Here is a 21031-nt window from a genome sequence, read left to right on the forward strand (position 1 = left end):
GTGTTCGTTGCGTGTAAAGCGGAATTGAGTTGCCCCAAGACTCCCCGGTCCTAAGGTTGGCCGGGTGACCCGTGAAGTAGACGCCCGTACCGACCGCTATGTCGAGGAGCTCTGCGCCCTCGACCCGCTGACCGCGACGTACGTCGGTGTCGCCGGCCACGACGCGGAGCTCCCCGACCTCTCCCCCGACGGGATGCAGGCGGTGGAGGAGCTCAACCGTGCGGCCTACGCCGATGTGGCCGCGATCAAGCCGGTCGACGAGCGTGAGCAGGTCGCCAAGGACGCGTTCCTGGAGCGGGTCGGGCTCGACATCGAGTTCGCCGAGGCACAGCTGGACCGCAAGTTCGTCTCCGTCATCACCAGCGGCATCCACAACCTGCGCGAGGTCTTCGACCTGATGCCGACGGGCACCGAGGACGACTGGGCCGCGATCGGCGCCCGGCTGGCCGGGATGCCGGACGCGGTCGCGGGCTACACCGCGACCCTTCGGGAGGAGGCCGCGGCCGGACGGGTCTCGGCGACGGCTCAGTACGAGAAGGTGGCCGACCAGATCCTGAGCTGGACCGGGCAGAAGGGCGCCGGTGACTTCTTCACCGGTCTGGTCTCGCGTGCCCCTGACGCCGTTCCTGCCTCGCTACGCGCCGAGCTCGACGCCTCCGCGACGAAGGCCAACGAGGCGTTCGCCGAGTTCGGGCGCTTCATGGCCGCCGACCTGGTACCCAACGGGCTGCCGAAGGAGGCCGTCGGGCGCGACCACTACCAGCTCTCCTCCCGGCGTTACCTCGGCGCCGAGATCGACCTGGAGGAGACGTACGCCTGGGGTTGGGAGGAGCTCAAGCGACTCTCCGACGACATGGAGGCCACCGCCGACCGGATCCTGCCGGGATCGAGCGTCGTCGAGGCGGCCGCCCATCTCGACAAGGACCCCGCGCGGCAGCTGACCTCGACCGCCGCGCTCAAGGAGTGGATGCAGACCGCCGCCGACCGCGCGATCGCGGAGCTGGCCGACGTGCACTTCGACATCCCCGAGCCGGTCCGCCGGATCGAGTGCATGATCGCGCCGACCACCGATGGCGGGATCTACTACACCGGTCCCTCCGAGGACTTCTCCCGGCCCGGCCGCATGTGGTGGTCGGTGCCCGAGTCGGTCACCTCGTTCGGCACCTGGCGTGAGCTGACCACGGTCTACCACGAGGGCGTACCGGGCCATCACCTCCAGGTCGCCCAGACCGCCTACCGCGCCGAGCTGCTCAACCGCTGGCAGCGGCTGATGTGCTGGGTCTCGGGCCACGGCGAGGGCTGGGCGCTCTACGCCGAGCGCCTCATGGACGATCTCGGCTACCTCGATGACCCCGGTGACCGTCTCGGCATGCTCGATGGCCAGTCGTTCCGGGCGGCGCGGGTGATCATCGACATCGGCATGCACCTGGAGCTGACCATCCCGGAGGACAACCCGTTCGGCTTCCACCCCGGCGAGGTGTGGACTCCCGCACTCGGCCGCGAGTTCATCGGGCAGCACTGCCTGATGGAGGACGCCTTCCTCGACTTCGAGGTAGCCCGCTACCTCGGCTGGCCCGGCCAGGCACCGTCCTACAAGGTCGGTGAGCGGATCTGGCTGCAGGCCCGCGAGGACGCCCGCGCTCGCGCCGGCGCCGCGTTCGACATGAAGGCCTTCCATCGCGCCGCGCTCGACCTCGGCTCGCTCGGTCTCGATCCTCTTCGGGCTGCGCTCGGGCGGCTGTAGTTCTGCGGGGTTGGTCAGAAGATTTGGTCTTACACGGGGTGCCGCTTCGTCTGCGCTCTGTTTTTCGGGGTCGGGCTGGGCCGCCGACCCGTTCTTCACGGTCTTCTCGACCTGGACCGGAGTAAAGGACGGCCTGCGGCCGCCGGCTACGCCGGCCGCCTGCGGCGGTCCTTGACACCGGACCACGTCGAGAAAGATTTGGCTGGCTATCGGGGCGGCGGCCCGGGTGTGGCAACAGCACACTCACCCACGGAAGGTGACCGCTCCACGCCTACATCGGCCATGGGGTCTCCGCGGGGAAGGAAAATTTCTTCCACCCGCCAACCCCGCCCCGGTGTAGGCGGCGTCTTACGGCGAACGAAAATTCGTTCGCCCACCAACCCTCCCGCGGAGAACGGGCTCTGGGCGGAAAGAAAATTCCTTCCACCGGTCGGCCCGACCACCCAAGCTCCCAAGCCCCCGCCCAACCCAAACCTCCGCACCAAACCCCTGCCGCCGACCCGATAACCAGCCAAAATTCTCGGCGACGACCGGTGTCAAGGATGGCCGCAGGCGACCGGCGTCAGCCGGCGGCCGAAGGCCGTCCTTTACTCCGGACGACGGCGAGAACACCCTCCCCGAAAGGGTCGGCGGCAAACCCCAACCACAAAGACACAGCACCGAAGAGGCGGAAAACCTATCCCCGCCGAGTCAACACCCTCTGCGCAACGACAAACACGAGCACCAGCACCCCGATAGTGATCCGAGTCCACCAAGAAGACAGCGTGCCGTCGAAGGAGATGAAGGTCTGGATCGTGCCGAGCACGAGCACCCCGAGCAACGACCCGATCACGAACCCACGGCCGCCGGTGAGCAGCGTGCCGCCGATGACGACGGCAGCGATCGCGTCGAGCTCCATCCCGACGGCGTGCAGCGAGTAGCCCGAGAGCGTGTAGAGCGCGAACAGCAGCCCACCCAGCGCAGCACACAGCCCGCTGATCGCGTACACCCCGACCTGGGTCGCCGCCACCGGCAACCCCATCAGCAGCGCCGACGGCTCGCTGCCGCCGAGCGCGTAGACGGTGCGTCCGAAGCGGGTCGAGGAGAGGACGTACGCAGCGACCGCGACGATCACCAGTGCGAAGACCGCAGTCCACCCGAGGTAGTAGCCACCGGGCAGGGTGATGGTGCCGAACGCGATGGCCTTGAAGGTCTCGTCGTTGATCGGGATCGAGTCGACGCTGATCAGGTAACAGAGCCCGCGGGCCAGGAACATGCCCGCCAAGGTGGCGATGAAGGGCTGGATGTCGAAGTAGTGGATCAGCAGCCCCATCGCGGTGCCGAGCAGGGTGCCGGACAGGAGCACGATCACGATCACCGCGACCACCGGCAGGCCGAGCTCGAGCGTGCGAGCCGCGATCAGGGTCGAGAGGGCCACGTTGGAGCCGACCGAGAGGTCGATCCCGCCGGTGAGGATCACGAACGTCATCCCCACCGCCAGCACGATCAGGAACGCGTTGTCGAGCAGCAACGTCAGGAAGACCTGCGGGTTGGCGAACCCTTCATACCGGATCCCGCCGACCCCGAACATGCCGATGAACAGCGCGAACGTGCCGAGCACGGGCAGGTAGCGGCGCGGTGGGCTGTAGCGTGCGACCCGGGCGATGAGCCCGGTCTCGATCGCGGGCACCTGAGCACTCATGCGACAGCCTCCTCGCGGCTGGTCGGCGTACGGTCGCTGCGCCGTTGCAGCACCGCTCGCGCCTTCGGCGACTGCAGCAGGCACACGACCACGACCACCAGCGCCTTGAACAGATAGTTGGCCTCGGCCGGGATGCCGATGTTGGGGATGGTCCGGGTGAGGGTGGCGATCAGCATCGCCCCGACCAGGGTGCCGGTCAGCGAGAAGCGACCGCCGGCCAGCGACGTACCTCCGATGACGACGGCCAGGATGGCGTCCAGCTCGATCCACAGTCCGAGGCTGTTGGCGTTCACCGAGTGGGTGTTGGCGGCGATGATCAGGCCGGCGGTCCCGGCGCACAGCGCCGCGAAGACGTAGACGGTCCAGATGATCGTGCGGGAGCGTACGCCGGCCAGCCGGCTCGCCTCCGGGTTGATCCCGACCGACTCGATGAGCAGGCCGAGCGCAGTGCGGCGTACGACGATCTGGGTGGCCGTGAAGACCCCGAGCGCGATCAGCGCGGCGACCGGGAGGGTGAGCAGATGGCCCGAGGCCAGCGCGGCGAACGCGTCGTTGTTGACCGTGGTGATCTGGCCGCCGGTCACGAGCATCGCGATCCCGCGGCCGGCAACCATCAGGACCAGTGTGGCGATGATCGGCTGGATGCCGACCACCGCAACCAGGAAGCCGTTCCACAGCCCCAGTGCGACGCAGACAGCGAGCGCCATCGAGATCGCGACGACGGCCGTGCCCAGGGCTCCGTCGGCGGGGCTCTTGACGATGTAGACGCAGGCGACTGCGCCGGCGATCGCCGCCACCGCCCCCACCGAGAGGTCGATCCCGCGGGTCGCGATGACCAGCGTCATCCCGATCGCGACCAGCAGCACCGGGGCACCGTTGCGGACGATGTCGACCAGGCTGCCGAAGAGGTGACCGTCCTGGATGCGTACGTTGAAGAAGGTCGGCGTCGCGATCAGGTTGACCACCAGCAGCGCGCCGAGCGCGGTCAGCGGCCAGAAGAGGCGGTGGGCCATCGCGCGGGCGCCGAGCCCCTGGCCCGATCTGATGTTCTCAGGCATCTGCTCGCTCCTTCTCGGCGAGACCGCCGGGTTCGCCGGTGATGATCTCGAGTACGTCGTTGACATCGATGCCCCGGTTGGGCCGCTCGGCGATCTTGCGGCGGTCCTTGAGGACCACCAGCCGGTGGCTCAACCGGAGCACCTCCTCGAGCTCGGCGGAGATGAACACCACGCTCATCCCCTTCTCCGCGAGATCGGCGACGAGCTGCTGGATCTGGGTCTTGGCACCGATGTCGATGCCGCGGGTGGGCTCGTCGAGCAGTAGGACGTCGGGCTCCGTGATCAGCCAGCGCGCGAGCAGCACCTTCTGCTGGTTGCCACCGGACAGACTCCGCATCGGCAGGCTCGGGTCGGCCGGCCGTACGTCGAGAGCGGTCATGAACTCCGTGACCAGCTTCTCGCGGGTGGCCGTCGGGATCGGCCGCAGCCAGCCACGGGTGGCCTGCAGGCCGAGCAGCATGTTGTCGGCCACGGAGAGCTCCTCGAAGACCCCCTCGGCCTTGCGGTCCTCGCTGCAGAAGGCGAGCTTGCGGTCGATCGCGTGCCGAGGGCTGCGCAGCCTCCGCCGGCTCGAGCCGCGAACCGTGAGCTCTCCGGTGTCCGGGGCGTCAGCGCCGAACAGCAGCCGGGCCAGCTCCGTACGCCCAGAGCCGAGCAGGCCGGCGATGCCGACGACCTCGCCGGGGTACAGGGTGAGGTCGGTGGCCTCCAGGCTCCCCTTCCGGCCCAGCCCGACCGCGCTGAGCACCGGGAGGCGCTGCTCGGTCGCAGCCTCCTCGGATGCCTCGTGCACGGCATGGTCGAGGCGTTCGAGGACCTGGAGGTCGCGGCCGATCATCAGCTGCACCAGCTCCAGCTGGGTGGTCCCCTCGACCAGCCGCTCGCCCACCACCCGGCCGTTGCGCAGGATCGTCATCCGGTCGGAGATGTCGAAGACCTGGTCGAGGAAGTGGGAGACGAAGACGATCGCGGTGCCCTGGTCCCGCAACCTGCGCATCACCTCGAAGAGCCGAGCCACCTCGTCGGCGTCGAGGCTGGAGGTCGGCTCGTCGAGGATCAGGACCCGGGCGTCGGTGTCGACGGCACGCGCGATCGCGACGAGCTGTTGGACGGCGATCGGGTGGCTGCCGAGCTCCGAACCGGGGTCGATGTCGATACCGAGGCCCTGCAGGGAGGCGGCGGCGCGGCGGTTCATCGCCCGGCGGTCGATCGGGCCGATCCCGTTGAAGCGGCGGGGCTCGCGGCCGAGGAGCATGTTCTCGGCCACGGTGAGGTTCGGCACCAGGTTGACCTCCTGGTAGACCGTGCTGATCCCGGCGTGCTGAGCCGCGGCCGGGGTGGCGAACTGGGTCTCGACGCCGGCGATCTCCACCCGACCCGAGTCGATCGTGTAGACCCCGGTCAGGGCCTTGATCAGCGTGGACTTCCCGGCTCCGTTCTCCCCCATGAGCGCGTGCACCTCCCCCGGCAGGAGTCGCAGCGAGACGCTGTCGAGCGCTCGGACCGCTCCGAACGTGATGGAGACGTCGAGCATCTCCACCACCGGCCGGGGTGGCTTCACTTCTGCCTGGCTCATGTCGTACTGGCTCCTGCTGGTCGGAGGGGGCGGCGGCGGATGCTCACCGAGGTAACTCGGTGGGCGCGCGCTTCCCTCGTGGAGTTCCACGAGGGAAGCGACGCCTCACCGAGACACCTCGGTCAACGGGCGTCAGTACTTGCGGTCGGGCAGCGCCTCAGCGGCCTGCTCCGGGGTGAAGGTGGTCTCCTCGGTGACGATGCGGTCGGGGACCTCCTCGCCGGCGACGACCTTCTCGGCGACGTCCATCAGCTGCGGCCCGAGCAACGGGCTGCACTCGACGATGAAGTTGATCTCGCCGGCGGCCAGCGCGGTCATGCCGTCCTTGACCGCGTCGACGGTGATGATCTTGATGTCGGTGCCGGGCTTCTTGCCGGCTGCCTTGATCGCCTCGATCGCACCCAGGCCCATGTCGTCGTTGTGGGCGTAGACGACGTCGATCTTCGGGTTGGACTGCAAGAAGGCCTCCATGACCTGCTTGCCGCCGTCACGGGTGAAGTCCCCGGTCTGGGACTCGGTGATCTTGATCTTGGAGTCCGCGGAGATCTTGTCCTCGAACCCCTTCTTGCGGTCGATCGCCGGTGCCGATCCTGTGGTTCCCTGAAGCTCGACGACGTTGACTGCGCCGTCCTTGTCGACGTCGGACGCATCTGCGTTGTCGACCAGCCACTGCCCTGCCTTCTCACCCTCCTCGACGAAGTCGGAGCCGATGAAGGTGACGTAGAGCGAGGTGTCTTCGGTGTCCACGGCCCGGTCGGTCAGCACGACGGGGATCTTGGCGCGCTTGGCCTCCTGTAGCACCGCGTCCCAGCCGGTCTCGACGACCGGGCTGAACGCGATGACGTCCACCTTCTGCTGGATGTATGACCGGATCGACTTGATCTGGTTCTCCTGCTTCTGCTGAGCGTCGGAGAACTTCAGGTCGATGCCGGCCTCCTCGGCCGAGTCCTGGATCGATGTGGTGTTCGCGGTGCGCCAGCCACTCTCGGCGCCGACCTGGGCGAACCCCATGGTGATCGAGCCGTCGTCGGCGGCTTTGCTGCCGCCGCACGCGCTGAGCGACATCCCACCCAGGGCGAGTGCACACAGCCCGATGAGGGTCTTCTTCACTGTCGTCCTCCAGTGTTTTTACTGCGGCGGCCAGTGTGACCGTCGTCACGATGCGACCCAGTGTGAGCGCTAACATTCGCATGGTCAAGCGGAATGGGAAGATCGGTTCGAATCGGCAGCAGGTCGTCCGGAACTCCCCATACTGTGTGGACCATGACGCTCACCCTGACCCCGGAACAGGCGCGCCGGATCGCCGTCCGCGCCCAGCTCCTCGATGCGCGTCGGCCGGTCTCACTGGTGGAGACGGTGGACCAGCTGACCCTCCTGCAGATCGACCCGACCAGGGCGATCGCGCCGAGCGCGGATCTGGTGGCATGGTCGCGGTTGGGGGATGCGTACGATCATTCGGATCTGACTTTCGCCCTCGAGCAGGAGCGCTCGCTGGTGGAGTTCTCCAGCTTCATCTTCCCGATGGACGAGATCGAGACGGTTCTCGCTCTGTCTCCGGGCCGGATCCACCCGACGGCCATCGAGTGGGTGGAGGCCAACAAGAGCTTCCGTACGCAGGTCCTGGATCGCCTGCGATCCGACGGTCCGCTCGTGGCCGGCGAGATCGAGGACACCGCCGAGGTGCCCTGGGCCTCGACCGGCTGGACCAACGACAAGAACGTCCTGCGGATGATCGAGCTGCTCAACCGGATGGGTGAGGTCGCGATCGCGGGCCGCCGCGGCAAGCTGCGCACCTGGGACCTCGCCGAACGCGTCTACCCGTCCGACCTGAGCCCTGCGTCGGTAGAGCCCTCCCAAGAGGACGCCCTCAGGGTGGAGACGGTGCGCCGGTTGGCATCGCTCGGGATCGCCCGCCCCGGGCGCAAGGACTCCTCCGGCGGCGAGGTGCTCGGCGCCGGGGACGCCGGCGTCCCGTGCACCGTGGCCGGCACCGACGGCGAGTGGCGGGTCGACCCCGAGGCACTGGCCGCCCTCGAGGACGGGTTCGCGCCACGGGCTGCCCTGCTCTCCCCCTTCGACCGACTCGTCTACGACCGCGACCGGGCGCTGGACCTGTTCGGGTTCGAGTACGTCCTGGAGATGTACAAGCCGGCCACCAAACGTCGCTGGGGTTACTTCGCCCTCCCGATCCTGTACGGCGAGCGGCTCGTCGGGAAGCTCGACGCGAAGGTGGACCACAAGAAGGCGCTGATGAACGTCTTCGCCGTCCATGAGGACTTCGGGTGGACCGCCGAGATCGGTGACGCGGTCGAGGCCGAGATCGAGGCGCTCGCCGGATGGCTGGGGGTCGAGATCGTCCGCCCCTGACGGTGAACCCGCCGAACCAAAATTGGGGAGCAGGGCAAACCGACGCGAATTGCCCTTCTCCACCTCCTTCGGCGCGCCTATTGTGAGCGAACGGGGTCGGAAATCGATCAAAGGAGACGATCCGAATGGCAACGCTCAACCCCTACATCAGCTTCAAGTCCGAGGCCGCGGAGGCGCTCGAGTTCTACCGTTCGGTGCTCGGCGGCACCGTCGAGACGATGACCTTCGACTCCATGGGCGACGCGATGGGTCCGCTGCCGCCGGAGGCGAAGGACCTGGTCATGCACGGCTCGCTGACCCTCGACGACGGCCTTGTCCTGATGGCCGCCGACACGCCTTCGGGGATGGGCATGGAGTACGTCGCCCCGACCGCCGGCATCACCGTCGCGATGACCAGCGCCGACCCCGCCGACCACCCGCGCTTCGCCGACTACTACGCCAAGCTCTCCGAGGGCGGTACGCCCGGAATGCCGTTCGCGCAGGCTCCCTGGGGCGATTACTTCGGCCAGTTCGACGACAAGTTCGGCGTGAGCTGGATGTTCGACGTCGCCGGTCCCGAGTCGGCACAGGCCTAGACGAAGGTCCGAGCAAAGATCCGTCTTTCGTAGGAGGCGCCGGGCTGCGAGTCGTTTTACCGTCGATACATGCTGATCGCGGAAGACCTGCTGCTGCTCGTGCTCGACGACGAGAAGGGCACGCTCGCCTCGTCCTGGGTCCAGCAGGCGCTGGGCGGAGCCATCCTGACCGAGCTCGTCATGGCGGGCTCGGTCCAGGTCGTCCCGAAGTCCGGGCTCACCCCGGCCAAGGCCGTGGTGGTGCCGGGACGGAGGCCGGACGAGCCGATCCTGGCCGCAGCGTACGACGTGTTGGCGGCCAAGCCACTGGCGGCCAAGAACGCCGTCACCAATCTCGGCAAGGGGCTGCACGAGGCGCTCGCCGCGCGGCTGTGCGACCGCAACATCCTCAAGCGCCGCGACGAGAAGATCCTCGGCATCTTCCCTCGCACCACGTGGCCGGCCGCGGACTCGACCCACGAGAACGCCGTACGCGGCCACCTGGTCGCCGTGCTCATCCAGGGCGCCGCACCGGACGCACGGACCGGCCCGCTCATCGCCCTCCTCTCCTCCATCGACCTCGCCCACAAGGTGGTCGACACGAGGGCCGTCGGCGCCGGAGCGGTCAAGAAGCGGGCGAAGGAGATCGCCCGGGGCGACTGGGCGGCCAAGGGCGTCAAGGACGCGATGGACGAGGTCACCGCGGTCATGACCGCGGTGATGGTCGCCACCACCGTCACTACGACGACCACCTGACAGAACCCGAGGATCGCAGCCGCGGAGGGGCTGCGATCCTCGGGTTCGTGCGAGGCGATCAGGCGAAGAACGCCCGCAGGTCGGCGGCGACGTCCTCGGGACGCTCCATGGCCGCGTAGTGACCGCCCTCGGAGAACTCCGACCAGTGCTGGATGTTGGCGTTGTCCCGCTCGGCCAGCGACCTGATGGTCTGGAAGTCGTCCTTGAAGACGGCGACGCCGATCCGGCCCTGGGAGACCTCCGGCTCGCGCTCGGCGTGCCCCTCCTCGTAGTGGTAGCGCGCGGCCGAGGCGTAGGAGTTGGTGAGCCAGTAGTAGGTCGCCTGCTCGATGACCTGCTCGGGGGTGACCAGCGAGGTGCCGTTGCCGAAGGACTCGAAGAGCTCGCTGTAGGCCAGCGTCCCGACCGGCGAGTCGGCCAGCGCCGCACCGATCGTCTGCGGCCGGGAGCCGTTCATGGCGTTGTAGCCGCCGACGGACTGGAACCACTGCATGTGCTCGAGCGCGGCGTACTCCTTCGGCCCGAAGTTCTCGAACTCGCTCGGGTCGCCCGAGGGGAACGAGAAGAGCTGAAGCACGTGCGCACCGAGGAAGCCCTCCGGGTTCAGCAGGGCCAGCTCGCGACCGACCATCGCGCCCCCGTCGCTGCCGTGCACCCCGTAGGAGTCGTAGCCGAGCCGACGCATGAGTACGTCGTACGCCTCGGCCGCCCGCTTCATCGTCCAGCCGGTGTCGACCACAGGTGTCGAGAGCCCGAAGCCCGGCAGCTCGGGGATCACCAGGTGGAACTCCTCCGTCAGCAGCTCGATCATCGGCAGGAACTCCAGGAACGAACCCGGGTAGGTGTGGGCGAGCAGGAGCGCCTTGGCGTCCGGGTTCGAGGAAGGTACGTGGACGAAGTGGATGACCTGGCCGTCGATCTCGGTCAGGTGGTTGGGCACGGCGTTGATACGCGCCTCGACCGCACGCCAGTCGAAGCTCCCCCAGCGCTCGACCATGTCGGCGAGGTAGGCCGTCGGGGTGCCGTAGTCCCAGGAGTCACCGGGGACGCTCGGGGCGAATCGGGTGCGCTCCAGGCGGGTGCGAAGGTCATCGAGGTCCGCCTGCGGGAACTCGACGGTGACGGTGCTGATCTCGTCGTTGGACTTGGCGCTGATTCCGGCGTTGACCTGCGTGTTCATGACTTCTCCTTGGTGGTTTCCGACCTTGTGAGACCTACGTTATGAAGGGTTCCGGCAAGCCTGATTCCGGAATTCCGCTGGCCCGTGAATCTTTTTTCCCGCACGCTGAGCCCGTGCTGGAAACCTCTGCGCGACTGCTCGCGCTCCTCGGTCTGCTGCAGTCCTCGGCCGGCTGGACCGGTGCCGACCTGGCCACGCGACTCGATGTCTCCGAGCGCACCGTGCGCAACGACATGACCAAGCTCCGCGACCTCGGCTATCCGGTGGAGTCGGTGCGCGGCCCGGGCGGGCGCTACCGGCTCGGCGCGGGGGGCAACCTCCCGCCGCTGCTCCTCGATGACGAGGAGGCGCTCGCGGTCGCCGTCGGGCTGCGTGCCGCGACGGGCATCACCGGTGTCGCGGAGACCAGCGCCAGGGCGCTGGGCAAGCTCGAGCAGGTGCTGCCCGACCACCTGCGTCGCAAGCTTGCCGCAGTGGTCGACGCGATGGACGCCGGCCCGGTCAACACCGACAGCAACGTCCCCGACCCGGACGTCGACGCCGGCGCCCTGCAGGCGCTGGCCACCGCGATCCGGGACCATGTCGGCGTACGCGCCGACTACCGCGACGAGCCGATCGAGGTCGAGCCCTACCGGCTGATCGCCTGGCAGCGACGCTGGTACCTCGTCGCCCGCGACCCCCGCGCCGATGCCTGGCTGCCGCTGCGCGTCGACTGGCTGCGTCTCAAGATCCCCGGCGGGCGCCCGTTCCGTCCGAGCGACCCCTCCTTCGACCTCACCGAGTTCGTCGTACGCGAGGTCGCCCGCACCGGCTGGGCCGTCCACGCCCGCCTGATCATCGCCGCCTCCGCCGAGGAGGTCATCTCCCGCATCAACCCCGCCGTCGGCACCGTCGAGCCGATCGCCCCCGACCGCAGCGTCCTGGTCACCGGCGGAGACAGCCTCGAGGTCGTGGCCGTCTGGATCGGCATGCTCGGCCTCGACTTCACCGTCGAGTCACCTCCAGAGCTCCGCGACCACCTCGAGATCCTCGCGAAGCGCTACGCCGCCGCCGTGGAACGCCCGAACCTAGCCAGGTAGTGCCAGACGTGCTTGACCGACTGCGGGTCGTAGTCGCCGGATCGCGCGGTATCGCCGAGAAGATCAGGCGTGAGTACGTCACCCAGTGACCGTGCCAGGTCGACGTACTCCTGACCGCGGTAGTCCGGATCGAGGCCGCTGGTGGCGACGCGGAAGCCCGGATGCCACTCCACCGCGCAGCCGAGGTAACGAGCCGCCGACTCGACCTTCGTCCCTCGGAAGCACGGGTCGAGCACGACCGCCTCGACGTCCCGCTCGATCACGACGCCGCCGTGCACGTGCGCCTCGACGCACTCGTCGAGATCGTCGAAGCCCGAGGAGTCGGCCATCGCAGAGAGTTGCGGCAACATCTCCGGGCCACCGAAGTCGGTCGGCTCGAGGACCGAGTCGGGGAAGCAGAACGTGCACCGCTCCAGCACCTCCGGCCGGAGCCGGAGGTGGGCCGATCCGAACCGGATCGCGCCGCCGTAGGGGTCGCGGCGACGGTTCCACGCTCCATAGACCGGGCGCTCACCGGCCGGTCCTTCGTCGTAGCGCCCGCCGAACAGTCGGCTCTCCCAGCGCCACCGGTCCCCGCCCCGACGCGCGGTCAACCCGCCGTTCGACGTCCCGGTCTCGAACTGCGACCGGTACCTCCCGTCTCGTGCCAGCGACTCGATCACCAGCCCGTCCGCGTGCGGCCAGTCGGGGTGGAACTGGAGCGTGAGACTCATCGCCGCGCCAAGACCGCGCTCACGAACGCGCGCACGAGGGGGTGGACCGGGGCCCCGGCGAGAGCGCCGATGTGGGGCTGGAACATGCTGGTGACGTAGAACGGATGGTCCGGGAACTCCAGGACCTCCGCGCCGGCGTCGTCCGCGGTGGCGCCGACGACGACCCCGATCTTCTCCAGCGCCATCACCGCCTCGGCGGTCGGCGCGTAGTTGCAGAAGTGCATGCCGACGAACGGCTCCGGCTGCCAGCCCGCGAAGCGGGTGCCGGGGACCGGGGTCACCAGCCGCTCCTCGCCGTAGAGCGAACAGGTCAGCGCGGCGACCGCGTTGTCCTCGCCCGCCCCGTCTGACTCGGCGTGGGTCGCCGCGGAGCCGAGCACGTTGCGGGTCCACTCCAGCACGGCGTACTGCATGCCTCCGCACGACCCGAGGAACGGGATCCCCCGCTCGCGGACGTCCGTGAGCGCAGCGATAACCGCGGCGTCGTCGGCATAGGGCGAGCCAGGAACCAGCCAGACCCCGTCGTAGCTCGAGATCTCGAACCCAGAGTCGGTCGGCACCCACTCCGTCTCTACCCCGAGCTCGGCCAGCTGCGGCCGAAGCGCGTTGAGCTCCTGATGGCTACGGTGTCCCCGGTCGTCCCCGAGCAGTGCGATCATGCGCCGAATCCTCGCAGCCACGCACAGCCTGATCCAATGATTTCCGCCCTGGTGGACTAAGTCGGACTAACCTAGACTGGTCTCATGACAACGCAGGTCAACATTCACGAGGCGAAGACACATCTGTCTCGCTTGGTCGATCAGGCCGAGCACGGCGAGACGGTGATCATCGCGCGCGCAGGCAAGCCCGTCGTCCAGATCACGGCCCTCCCGCAGTCCAAGGTCCGGCTCGGTGGCCTCCGCGGCATGTTCTCGCTGCCGAGCGACGACGAGTGGGAAGCGATGGACGAGGAGATCAGGGGAATGTTCGACCCGGAGCTCGAGATCCAGGGGAACCGCGACTGATGTTGCTCGACACCAACGTCCTGATTCGGATGACAGCGTTCCCGGACACGTTGGGGCCCGTGGCGTGGGACCTCATCGAAGGCGGTCCGGTCTATGCGTCATCGATCTCCCACTTCGAGATCACGATGAAGAGGATGCTCGGCAAGCTGGATGCACCCGACGATCTCGTCCGGCTCTTCGGCGATCAGGGCATCACCCCGCTTCCGTTCACGGAGCGGCACGCGGCACGCGTGGCCAAGTTCGAGGCGTTGAACAAGCACGACCCATTCGACCGGATCCTGGTCGCTCAGGCCGCGGCGGAGGGCCTCGAGTTCATGACGTCCGATCGCATCCTGCTCGGGCTCGGCTACGAATGGATCGTGGACGCACGTAAATAGGTCGAAGTCCGCAGCCACTGAGTGACTGCGGACTTCGACCCAGCTCACTCCTGAGGCTTGATGCCCAGGCGGTCGAGCTCCTCGTCGATGATCGCGGGGTCCAGCTTCTGGAAGACCGGGGTGGGCTTCGCCACGGGCGTGCCGACGACGATCGGGTGGCGCTCCCAGGTGGGCGCGCCGGAGTAGTCGCCGGTGATGATCGGGTAGGGCTTAGCGGTGTCGAGATCCTCGACCTCCTCGATGCGCGGCATCGGGGCGACCTCGCCCTTGCCACCGAGGGCCTTGTCGATCTCGTTGGCGGAGAACGGCAGGAACGGGGACAGGATCAGGTTGAGGTCGGCGACGCACTGCGCCATCACGTGCAGCACGGTGCCGAGACGCTCGCGGTCCTCCGGCAACTTCGCCAGCTTCCACGGCTCGAGGTCGGTGACGTACTTGTTGACCTCGCCGACCGCGCGCATCGCCTCGCCGATCGCCTGCTTCTGCCGGTGGCGGCCGATCAGGTCGCCGACCGTGCCGAAGGCCGCGTCGACCGTGGACAGGATCGCCTGGTCCGCCTCGGTCAGCGTCCCGGCGGCGGGCAGCTCGCCGAAGTTCTTCGCGATCAGGGTGGCGGTGCGGTTGACCAGGTTGCCCCAGCCGGCGACGAGCTCGTCGTTCGTACGCCGCACGAACTCGGCCCAGGTGAAGTCGGAGTCGTTCGACTCGGGGCCGGCGGCGGCCACGAAGTAGCGGAACGCGTCGGGCTGGTAGCGCGAGAGGAGGTCGCGTACGTAGATCACGATCTTCTTCGAGGAGGAGAACTTCTTGCCCTCCATCGTCAGGTACTCGCTGGAGACGACCTCTGTCGGCAGGTTCAGCACGTCGTAGGAACCGGGCTGGCCGCCCTTCGAGCCCTGACCGTTGTAGGCGAGCAGCTCGGCCGGCCAGATCTGGGAGTGGAAGACGATGTTGTCCTTGCCCATGAAGTAGTACGAGAGCGCTTCAGGGTCGTTCCACCACGAACGCCAAGCCTCGGGGTCGCCCGAGCGCCGGGCCCACTCGATCGAGGCCGACAGGTAGCCGATGACCGCGTCGAACCAGACGTACATCCGCTTGGTCGGGTTCTCGCGCCAGCCGTCCAGAGGCACCTTGATGCCCCAGTCGATGTCGCGCGTCATCGCCCGCGGACGGATCTCCTTGAGGATGTTCTGGCTGAACCGGATGACGTTGGGACGCCACAGACCGGTCTGCTCACGTTCGTCGAGGAAGGCGTGCAGCGCGTCGGCCAGCGCCGGCAGATCGAGGAAGAAGTGCTGGGTCTCGACGAACTCCGGCGTCTCCCCGTTGATCTTGGAGACCGGGTTGATCAGCTGGTCCGGGTCGAGCTGGTTTCCACAGTTGTCGCACTGGTCACCGCGGGCCCCGTCGGCCCCACAGATGGGGCAGGTGCCCTCGATGTAGCGGTCCGGCAGCGTCCGGCCGGTCGACGGCGAGATCGCGCCCTTGGAGGTCTGCTCGACGAAGTAGCCGTTGTTCCACACCCCGAGGAACAGCTCCTGCACGACCGAGTGGTGGTTGGCCGAGGTGGTGCGGGTGTAGAGGTCGTACGTCAGGCCGAGCGAGGTCAGGTCCTCGACGATGATCCGGTGGTTCTTGTCGACGAGCTCCTGGGGCGTCACGCCGGCCTCGTCGGCGGCGATCAGGATCGGGGTGCCGTGCTCGTCGGAGCCGGAGACCATGAGCACGTCGTGGCCCGCCATCCGCATGTACCGACTGAAGACGTCGGAGGGCACGCCGAAACCGGCCACATGGCCGATGTGGCGCGGGCCATTTGCGTACGGCCAGGCGACTGCGGACAGAACGTTGCTCATGGCCCCATCCTAGGGAGCAGGCGCCATCAGTTTTCATTCGCCACGTTGGTTGAGCCGCCGGAGCCGCTAGGCGGAGGCGCGTCGAAACCAACACAGCCGCATCACTAATTGAACATCTGGTCCCGCTGGTAGGCGTACTTCCGGATCCACGGCAGCCACTTGGCGAGCTGGGCGCCCGGGCAGGAGGTCTCGTTGGTGTGGAAGTGGCCGTCGATGACCCAGACCCGGACCCGCCGGCCGGCCGGGAACCGGTCGCTGCCCTGCGAGATCGTCTCGAGCGTGCCGCGCTCGTCACGCCCGGCCATGTCGAGCTTCCAGGCGGCCATCCGCTCGGTCTTGATGAGGGCGTCGTCGGAGGGACGTACGTTCTCGAAGTTGCCGATCAGGGCGATGCCCATCGACTGGTGGTTGAAGCCGCGCGTGTGCGCGCCCTTGACGAGCCGGTCGATGCCGCCGGAGCGGCCCTCCCAGGCGCGGCCGTACTTGTCGATGAGGAAGTTGTAGGCGATGTCGAACCACCCCAGTGACCTGGTGTGATAGCTGTAGATGCCGCGGATGATCCCCGGCACGTCGCCCTTGGAGTAGTTGTTGCTGGTGGCGGTGTGGTGGATGTGGACCTGCTTGAGCGAGCGGTTGTACTCCGGGCGTCCGTTGCGCCAGGAGTTGTTGGCTCCCCACTGCGACCGGGTGAAGATCACCGGCTTCGGCGCCCACTTCGGTCGCGACCGCGCGACCCGGCCGTTCGCGCCGCTGTCGCCGGAGACGCTGCCGTAGCCCAGATCGTCGGCCTCCCGCTTCGGAGCCTTCACGTCCTCCTGCGGCCCGGTGTTGATCAGGGTCAGCTTCAGGTCCTTGGGCTGCGCGCCCTCGACCCGCACCTGTACGCCGCTGGCCCGGCCGGTCCACACCGGCTGGGTGCCCCGACGCTCGACCTTGCCACGCGCGGCCACGGCCTCCTCGGCACCGTCGGGCAGGTCCTGCTGCAGCGGCAGCTCCTGCCACTCGCGCCACCGGTCCGACTTGCTCACCCGCACCTCGACCTGGGGCGTCTCCGCTCCGGCCCAGGACACCCCGACCATCGAGAACGTCGTCGTGTTCAGCTTCTCCGTCGCGGCCGCGCCGGCAGACCGCTCGGTCAGCCTCGGCGGCAGCTTCACGTCACGGGTGGCGATGCCGTCCTCGAGCCGCGGCAGCTTGATCAGCTGGTCGCCCTGGTCGCTCTGGGCGGCCGCCGGGTCGATCGCCGACCCGATGGCAGGCACGAGCATCGACGCGCCGACAACGACAGCGGTCAGGGTCACGGTGATGACGCGGGGGAAGCTGGCCATACCCTGATTTTGGAGAGTCAACGGCCCGACATGCCGCAAACGCATGTGTTCGGTGTGTCGTTTGGGACCTCTGTGACTAGTGCGACGGTGCCGGCGCGAACGGCACCGGCCTCCCGGCGTACGCCGCCAGGTGCTCGTAGGCACCCGACCCCTCCGGCGCCGAGAGCGCGTTGGCGAAGGCCCGCCCCTTGCGCTCCGGCCCGAGGATGCGGTCCATCGTGACGACCGCCCGCTGGGCGACCGCCTCGTCGAGGTCGTCGGTCGTCCGCCCGAGAGAGGCCGCCAGGTCCCAGGTGTGGACCGCGATCTCGGCCGACTGCCAGTCGGGGTCGACCATCACCATGTCGTCGGGGCCGACCTCGCGCCACAGGTTGATCAGCGCGTTGCCGCGGGTGCGCAGCTCCTCGCCCAGGTTGACCGCGTAGTCCTCGCGCCCGTCCCATCCCGGCGGCGAGCCCTGGAGCATCGTCACGTAGACGCGGGGCTGAGCGATCATGTGGTTGGCCAGCTTGCGAAGGTCCCAGTCGGGACACGGCGTCGGCCGGGTCAGGTCGTCCGCCGTGACGGTGTCGAGAAGCTCTGCTGCCTGCGTCAGTGCCCGCTGCAGCGCGAACACTCCCATCTGGTCAACCACACGACCATGGTCTCAGGCGAGCCTGCGTCCCGCGAAAGCAGCCAGCAGCTCGTACGCCCCGGCGCCCTCGGGCGCCTCCACCTCGGCGTCGAACGCACCCGTGCGCATCTCCGGCTTCAGGGTCGCCTTCATGAAGTCCAGCCCGACCTCGGCCACCTCCGGATCGAGCTCGGAGGTCGGGACGCCGAGCGCCTGCGCGAGGTCCCACGAGTGAGTGGCGTACTCGGCGACGAGCAGGCCGACCGGCACCGCCGCCCCGGGACCCTGGCCCCATGCGTGGAGGACGTCGTCGGCACCGACCCTGAACGTCGGCCCCCAGCTCTCGGTGACGTGCGGCGCCGGCGCGCCCCAGTCGGGCTCCCCGCCACGAAGCATGGTGACGAAGTTGCCGCCGTCCGCGATCACGTGGTCAGCCAGGGTGCCGACGTCCCACTGCCGGCACGGCGTCGGCAGCGAGACGGTCTCGGCGTGCACCCGGTCGAGCAGGTCGCCGGTCTGGTCCAGCGCCCGCGAGAGAATTCCTGCCTCGTCTTTGGTAGTCACCCTGCCAACGTACGACTGCTCGGCCTCGGCGTCACCGACAAATTCCTCCCGGGCGGGACTCAGCTGAAGTCGAGGTCGTGAACCCGCGCGCGCTTGAGCTCGTAGACGTAGGGGTAGGCGGTGATCAGCTGGAACCCGTCCCAGAGCTTGCCGGCCTCCTCACCCTTCGGCGCCTTGGAGATGACCGGACCGAAGAAGGCCGAGCCGTTCATCGCGATCGTCGGGGTGCCGACGTCGTTGCCGACCTGGTCCATGCCCTCGTGGTGGGACTTCGCGATGGCCTCGTCGAACCCGGAGTCGTCCATCGCGTCGGCCAGCTCGACGGGCAGCCCGACCGAAGCCAGCGCCTCCTCGATCAGAACGCGATCGAAGTCGCGACCCTCGACGTGGCGGCGGGTGCCGAGCGCCGTGTAGAGCTCAGCGAGCTTCTCCTGCCCGTACTCGTTCTGCACCGCCATGCAGACCCGCACCGGGCCCCACGCGGTCGCAAGCATCTTCCGGTAGTCCTCAGGGATGTCCTTGTCCTGGTTGAGGTACGCCAGGCTCATGATGTGCCACGTCACCTCCACGTCGCGCACCTTCTCCACCTCGAGGATCCACCGCGAGGTGATCCAGGCGAACGGACAGGCGGGGTCGAACCAGAAGTCGGCGGCGGTCTTCTCGGTGGGGGTGGTCTGCGTCATATCGACACTCAACCACTCCTGCTACGAATCTGTTCCGGTCCCGAGCGCGAACAGTGCCGGCCTCCGGTCACAGGATCGTTACGTCGGCTCGACCGGGAGGTGAAACGGCGCGACCTCGCGCGCGTCCCGGTAGATGATCCCTCTCGGGCGAGCCTTTTCCAACGACTTCCGTGGAGTGCCACTCGCAAGAACAGGAGCAAGGCATTCGAACAACGCCGCCTGCATCGCATCGTCGTAGTCCTGAGGCATCTCCCCAGCCTGCACGATGAGGTCTCCAGCGCCGGCACGTTGGACTTTCAACTGCGGAAACTTGGAAGCCCGCGTCTCGACCACCGCGGCCAACGCCGCGGGCACCACCGTAATCCACGAGTAGCCCCGCAACACCGACTCAGCCTGATGCAGTCCAACGATCCACGACCGTCTCAGAGCACCTTCCATGCTCGGTCTCCCGAGGGTGGTCCCATAACCCACTGCCCCATACACGACCGAGTGGCGGTCCACATGCTCCATCACAACGTCCCGCAGCAATACGGCGATCTCGTAATTGCTGAGGCGCTTCGAGTATGAAGTGCACACAAGGCTTGCGTACGGCGAGACGGCATCGACCCAAAGGCTCATCCTCAAGTCGGCATGCCAATCGCCTGGCTGATCGTCGTCGGGCACCACCAGCGAGTACTGCAGCGATCGGTCAGGATCGTAGGTGAACTCGCTCAGGTTCGGCTCTCCGCTGAACTTGACACCAGTATCACTGCCGAAGCGCACCACCTCACCGACCCCATCCAACACGGGGCCTTCAAGATAGCTGTGACATGCGGCGAACCACTGCTCAGTTCTCTCGCGGATGTCCGGCCCTTGCGGGAAGAAGACGACAGATTCGAAGGCACCGACCTCTCTCGCTTTCGCCATGTCCTTCACCTCCTCTTGGCCACCGAACGGTACCTTCACAGGACCTCCGGGCATGCAATCGTGACACCGTTGCAGTAGTTCGGATCGAACATTACGTCATGCCATTCGGACGCGAAGTCGATGATCGAGAATAGCCCGGGCTTCCCTCCCTTGGGCTTGACGCCAGGGCGCGCTGGTATGAATGGATCCGGCGTGGTCACAGATGGCGTGACAAGGTCATACTCGTTCGGCCGCCGGTTGGGCCGCGACCTCGGCGCAGGCCCTGGCCTGTCGTTGAAGGCCCAGAGCCGAATGCCCTCTGCCCCTTCCTTCGACCAAGTGCGACCGTGCTCCTCGTCGGCCCACTCGTAGTTCTTGGCAGCGACTCCAGGCCCTGCTTCCACGGTCGCATTGGGATACATCTCTTGCAGTCCCCGGACGTATCTTTCTAGGTCAGCAGGTCCATCTTCCTCGGCTTTGCCTCCGGCATGCTTGATCTCCCAGACGAAGATGGTGCCCTCATCCTCACCGGTTCCCCAGAAGATCAAGTCGGCGTATCCGTCGTTGCCGTTGCCTTTCTGACTGCCCCCTTTGACCTTATTGCTAGCGTTGTGGCCACCGTTAGCACTGATATCTGTGGTTACCACGCCTTCGTAGCCGTTCTCTGCGGCCCACTCCTCGGCCGCCTCGGCCGAGGCTTCGACTGCGCCATCGTGGCCCTTCTGCCAAGGGTTTGGAGCGGGAAGTTCATTTCCGTTGGTGTCTACGGCCCTGTGACCGTCGAGCTCGATGCCGCTGATCGGATTCCCCGAGCCGAAGGCATACCTGTTCGACGTGAACGGATCCATGCTCAACCCCATGTCCGCAAGAGCGCCGTTGTACATATCACGCGTCGTGAATGTGTTCAGCTTCGGCGCGTAGGGGTCTGTCGGAATCTTTGTGTAACTGGCTCGGCGTGATGCCACGGATCTGGTCCGTGGTGGAAGGAGCATCACGTCATGGAGCGAGACAGTGGG

Annotated in this window: 21 protein-coding genes; 7 read left to right on the plus strand and 14 right to left on the minus strand. The window is 67.5% G+C overall.

Going from position 1 to position 21031, the window contains the following annotated elements:
- Positions 1-64: 64 nt before the first annotated feature.
- Positions 65-1744 (plus strand): DUF885 domain-containing protein, encoded by a 1680-nt coding sequence (locus tag ACFWQC_RS21755; RefSeq protein WP_378682743.1) that lies wholly within the window; start codon positions 65-67, stop codon positions 1742-1744.
- A gap of 676 nt (positions 1745-2420) precedes the next feature.
- Here ACFWQC_RS21755 and yjfF read toward each other — a convergent pair.
- The 4 genes from yjfF to ACFWQC_RS21775 all read right to left on the minus strand — a co-directional run bounded on the left by yjfF (position 2421) and on the right by ACFWQC_RS21775 (position 7169).
- On the minus strand, positions 2421-3425 hold the full coding sequence (gene yjfF / locus ACFWQC_RS21760) for a galactofuranose ABC transporter, permease protein YjfF (protein ID WP_378682746.1): 1005 nt from the start codon (positions 3423-3425) through the stop codon (positions 2421-2423).
- Entirely contained in the window at positions 3422-4483 is a 1062-nt protein-coding gene (locus ACFWQC_RS21765) for an ABC transporter permease (RefSeq protein ID WP_378682749.1), read from the minus strand. Before ACFWQC_RS21765 ends, yjfF begins: the two co-directional genes overlap by 4 nt.
- Positions 4476-6059, minus strand: a complete 1584-nt coding sequence (locus ACFWQC_RS21770; protein WP_378682752.1) for a sugar ABC transporter ATP-binding protein — start codon at positions 6057-6059, stop codon at positions 4476-4478. The genes ACFWQC_RS21765 and ACFWQC_RS21770 overlap by 8 nt, the downstream gene beginning before the upstream one ends.
- Before the next feature lie 132 nt (positions 6060-6191).
- Entirely contained in the window at positions 6192-7169 is a 978-nt protein-coding gene (locus ACFWQC_RS21775) for an ABC transporter substrate-binding protein (protein WP_378682755.1), read from the minus strand.
- Positions 7170-7322: 153 nt separating this feature from the next.
- Between ACFWQC_RS21775 and ACFWQC_RS21780 the strand changes: the two genes are divergently transcribed.
- The 3 genes from ACFWQC_RS21780 to ACFWQC_RS21790 all read left to right on the plus strand — a co-directional run bounded on the left by ACFWQC_RS21780 (position 7323) and on the right by ACFWQC_RS21790 (position 9736).
- Entirely contained in the window at positions 7323-8426 is a 1104-nt protein-coding gene (locus ACFWQC_RS21780; protein ID WP_378682758.1) for a DNA glycosylase AlkZ-like family protein, read from the plus strand.
- A gap of 125 nt (positions 8427-8551) precedes the next feature.
- Positions 8552-9001, plus strand: a complete 450-nt coding sequence (locus ACFWQC_RS21785; RefSeq protein ID WP_378682761.1) for a VOC family protein — start codon at positions 8552-8554, stop codon at positions 8999-9001.
- 69 nt (positions 9002-9070) lie between these two features.
- Positions 9071-9736, plus strand: a complete 666-nt coding sequence (locus ACFWQC_RS21790) for a GPP34 family phosphoprotein (RefSeq protein ID WP_378682764.1) — start codon at positions 9071-9073, stop codon at positions 9734-9736.
- Between the two features lie 58 nt (positions 9737-9794).
- Here the strand turns inward: ACFWQC_RS21790 and ACFWQC_RS21795 are convergent, their stop codons facing one another.
- The gene (locus ACFWQC_RS21795; protein ID WP_378682767.1) at positions 9795-10916 is read right to left on the minus strand and encodes an epoxide hydrolase family protein; all 1122 of its coding nucleotides are present in this window, start codon (positions 10914-10916) and stop codon (positions 9795-9797) included.
- Positions 10917-11029: 113 nt separating this feature from the next.
- Between ACFWQC_RS21795 and ACFWQC_RS21800 the strand changes: the two genes are divergently transcribed.
- Positions 11030-11995 carry a helix-turn-helix transcriptional regulator gene (locus tag ACFWQC_RS21800; protein ID WP_378682770.1) on the plus strand — a complete coding sequence of 322 codons (966 nt, stop codon included), beginning with the start codon at positions 11030-11032 and terminating at the stop codon, positions 11993-11995.
- Here ACFWQC_RS21800 and ACFWQC_RS21805 read toward each other — a convergent pair.
- Positions 11956-12708, minus strand: coding sequence for a DUF3626 domain-containing protein (locus tag ACFWQC_RS21805; protein ID WP_378682773.1), 753 nt, complete (start codon positions 12706-12708; stop codon positions 11956-11958). The genes ACFWQC_RS21800 and ACFWQC_RS21805 overlap by 40 nt on opposite strands.
- Complete coding sequence (locus tag ACFWQC_RS21810) at positions 12705-13367, minus strand: CTP synthase (RefSeq protein WP_378682776.1); 663 nt, start codon at positions 13365-13367, stop codon at positions 12705-12707. Before ACFWQC_RS21810 ends, ACFWQC_RS21805 begins: the two co-directional genes overlap by 4 nt.
- Positions 13368-13451: 84 nt before the next feature.
- On the opposite strand from ACFWQC_RS21810, the gene ACFWQC_RS21815 reads away from it, so the two are divergent.
- Positions 13452-13712, plus strand: coding sequence for a type II toxin-antitoxin system Phd/YefM family antitoxin (locus ACFWQC_RS21815; protein WP_378682779.1), 261 nt, complete (start codon positions 13452-13454; stop codon positions 13710-13712).
- Positions 13712-14089 carry a type II toxin-antitoxin system VapC family toxin gene (locus ACFWQC_RS21820; RefSeq protein ID WP_378682782.1) on the plus strand — a complete coding sequence of 126 codons (378 nt, stop codon included), beginning with the start codon at positions 13712-13714 and terminating at the stop codon, positions 14087-14089. The genes ACFWQC_RS21815 and ACFWQC_RS21820 overlap by 1 nt, the downstream gene beginning before the upstream one ends.
- A 44-nt stretch (positions 14090-14133) precedes the next feature.
- Here the strand turns inward: ACFWQC_RS21820 and metG are convergent, their stop codons facing one another.
- The 7 genes from metG to ACFWQC_RS21855 form a co-directional block, all read right to left on the minus strand.
- Positions 14134-15942 carry a methionine--tRNA ligase gene (gene metG / locus ACFWQC_RS21825; protein ID WP_378682785.1) on the minus strand — a complete coding sequence of 603 codons (1809 nt, stop codon included), beginning with the start codon at positions 15940-15942 and terminating at the stop codon, positions 14134-14136.
- 104 nt (positions 15943-16046) lie between these two features.
- Positions 16047-17270 carry a peptidoglycan recognition protein gene (locus ACFWQC_RS21830; RefSeq protein WP_378682788.1) on the minus strand — a complete coding sequence of 408 codons (1224 nt, stop codon included), beginning with the start codon at positions 17268-17270 and terminating at the stop codon, positions 16047-16049.
- Between the two features lie 76 nt (positions 17271-17346).
- Positions 17347-17904: a maleylpyruvate isomerase family mycothiol-dependent enzyme gene (locus ACFWQC_RS21835; protein WP_378682791.1), complete on the minus strand. Its 558-nt coding sequence runs from the start codon at positions 17902-17904 to the stop codon at positions 17347-17349.
- Positions 17905-17916: 12 nt separating this feature from the next.
- Positions 17917-18447, minus strand: coding sequence for a TIGR03086 family metal-binding protein (locus ACFWQC_RS21840; RefSeq protein WP_378682794.1), 531 nt, complete (start codon positions 18445-18447; stop codon positions 17917-17919).
- Between the two features lie 59 nt (positions 18448-18506).
- The gene (locus ACFWQC_RS21845) at positions 18507-19130 is read right to left on the minus strand and encodes a DsbA family protein (RefSeq protein WP_378682797.1); all 624 of its coding nucleotides are present in this window, start codon (positions 19128-19130) and stop codon (positions 18507-18509) included.
- A gap of 78 nt (positions 19131-19208) precedes the next feature.
- Positions 19209-20075, minus strand: a complete 867-nt coding sequence (locus tag ACFWQC_RS21850) for a hypothetical protein (protein ID WP_378682800.1) — start codon at positions 20073-20075, stop codon at positions 19209-19211.
- Positions 20072-21031 (minus strand): hypothetical protein (locus tag ACFWQC_RS21855; protein ID WP_378682803.1); only part of this gene is annotated, 960 nt, incomplete at its 5' end. The genes ACFWQC_RS21850 and ACFWQC_RS21855, both read right to left, overlap by 4 nt.

Source organism: Nocardioides sp. NPDC058538 (assembly GCF_042719275.1).
GTDB lineage: Bacteria > Actinomycetota > Actinomycetes > Propionibacteriales > Nocardioidaceae > Nocardioides.